The 2,500-nt window shown below is 53.4% G+C and carries 1 rRNA gene (cut by a window edge); it reads left to right on the top strand.

What is annotated here, in order from left to right:
* Positions 1–2,404 (top strand): 23S ribosomal RNA (locus AC13F7_RS13125) (it extends 475 nt beyond the left edge of the window).
* The last annotated feature ends 96 nt before the right edge of the window (positions 2,405–2,500 follow it).

Here is a 2,500-nt window from a genome sequence, read left to right as displayed (position 1 = left end):
AGAGGGGAGTGAAATAGATCCTGAAACCGTGTGCGTACAAGCAGTAGGAGCTCGAAAGAGTGACTGCGTACCTTTTGTATAATGGGTCAGCGACTTACTGTTCGTGGCAAGCTTAACCGTATAGGGGAGGCGAAGGGAAACCGAGTCTGATAAGGGCGCATAGTCGCGGGCAGTAGACCCGAAACCGGGTGATCTAGTCATGGCCAGGGTGAAGGTGCCGTAACAGGTACTGGAGGCCCGAACCCACGTCTGTTGCAAAAGACGGGGATGAGCTGTGATTAGGAGTGAAAAGCTAATCGAACCCGGAGATAGCTGGTTCTCCTCGAAAGCTATTTAGGTAGCGCCTCATATGTATCCTCTCGGGGGTAGAGCACTGTTATGGCTAGGGGGTCATCGCGACTTACCAAACCATTGCAAACTCCGAATACCGAGACGGACTGTATGGGAGACACACGGCGGGTGCTAACGTCCGTCGTGAAAAGGGAAACAACCCAGACCCACAGCTAAGGTCCCAAATTCACTGCTAAGTGGAAAACCATGTGGAAAGGCACAGACAGCCAGGAGGTTGGCTTAGAAGCAGCCACCCTTTAAAGAAAGCGTAATAGCTCACTGGTCGAGTCGGTCTGCGGGGAAGATTTAACGGGGCTAAGCAGTGAACCGAAGCTTGGGGTGTGCATATTTATATGTACGCGGTAGAGGAGCGTTCCGTAAGCCGTTGAAGGTGGATTGAGAAGTCTGCTGGAGGTATCGGAAGTGCGAATGCTGACATGAGTAACGATAATGCGGGTGAAAAACCCGCACGCCGAAAGCCCAAGGTTTCCTTGCGCAACGTTAATCGGCGCAGGGTGAGTCGGCCCCTAAGGCGAGGACGAAAGTCGTAGTCGATGGGAAGCAGGTTAATATTCCTGCACCTCGCGTAAGTGCGATGGAGGGACGGAGAAGGTTAGGTGTACCCGGCGTTGGTTGTCCGGGGGAAAGGCGGTAGGTTTGGATCTTTGGCAAATCCGGGATCCTTTAAGACCGAGCACCGAGACGAGCCTTTAAGGCGAAGTCACTGATACCACGCTTCCAGGAAAAGCTCCTAAGCTTCAGCTTACGCAGACCGTACCGTAAACCGACACAGGTGGGTAGGATGAGAATTCTCAGGCGCTTGAGAGAACTCGGGTGAAGGAACTAGGCAACATGGCACCGTAACTTCGGGAGAAGGTGCGCCCTTTTTGGTGGCTCATGCGAGCTATAGCTGAAGAGGGCCGCAGTAACCAGGCCGCTGCGACTGTTTATCAAAAACACAGCACTCTGCAAACACGAAAGTGGACGTATAGGGTGTGACGCCTGCCCGGTGCTGGAAGGTTAATTGATGGGGTCAGCCGCAAGGCGAAGCTCTTGATCGAAGCCCCAGTAAACGGCGGCCGTAACTATAACGGTCCTAAGGTAGCGAAATTCCTTGTCGGGTAAGTTCCGACCTGCACGAATGGCGTAACGACAGCGGCGCTGTCTCCACCCGAGACTCAGTGAAATTGAAATCGCTGTGAAGATGCAGCGTTCCCGTGGCAAGACGGAAAGACCCCGTGAACCTTTACTATAGCTTTACACTGAACGTTGAGTTCGTCTGTGTAGGATAGGTGGGAGGCTATGAAACCATGGCGCTAGCTGTGGTGGAGCCATCCTTGAAATACCACCCTGTCGTGCTTGACGTTCTAACCTAGGTCCATAATCTGGATCGGGGACCGTGTATGGTGGGTAGTTTGACTGGGGCGGTCTCCTCCTAAAGAGTAACGGAGGAGCTCGAAGGTACGCTCAGCGCGGTCGGACATCGCGCACTGTGTGCAAAGGCATAAGCGTGCTTGACTGCAAGATCGACGGATCAAGCAGGTAGGAAACTAGGACTTAGTGATCCGGTGGTTCTGTATGGAAGGGCCATCGCTCAACGGATAAAAGGTACTCCGGGGATAACAGGCTGATACCGCCCAAGAGTTCATATCGACGGCGGTGTTTGGCACCTCGATGTCGGCTCATCACATCCTGGGGCTGTAGTCGGTCCCAAGGGTATGGCTGTTCGCCATTTAAAGTGGTACGCGAGCTGGGTTCAGAACGTCGTGAGACAGTTCGGTCCCTATCTGCCATGGGCGTTGGAGATTTGAGAGGGGCTGCTCCTAGTACGAGAGGACCGGAGTGGACGAACCTCTGGTGTTCCGGTTGTCACGCCAGTGGCATTGCCGGGTAGCTATGTTCGGAAGCGATAACCGCTGAAAGCATCTAAGCGGGAAGCGCGCCTCAAGATGAGATCTCCCGGGGCACAAGCCCCCTGAAGGAACCATATAGACTATGTGGTTGATAGGTCAGGTGTGTAAGTACAGCAATGTATTGAGCTAACTGATACTAATGATCCGTGTGGCTTGACCATATAACCTCAAGTTGCCTTGGCCGACATGACATGTCGATAGATCCCAAGTGCACGCTACGTCACAAGACTTACGAGAGGCAGGCGCCTTAATCCGTT

The organism is Stenotrophomonas sp. K-6 (assembly GCF_056861555.1).
This window is presented reverse-complemented; position numbering and strand designations above follow the sequence as displayed.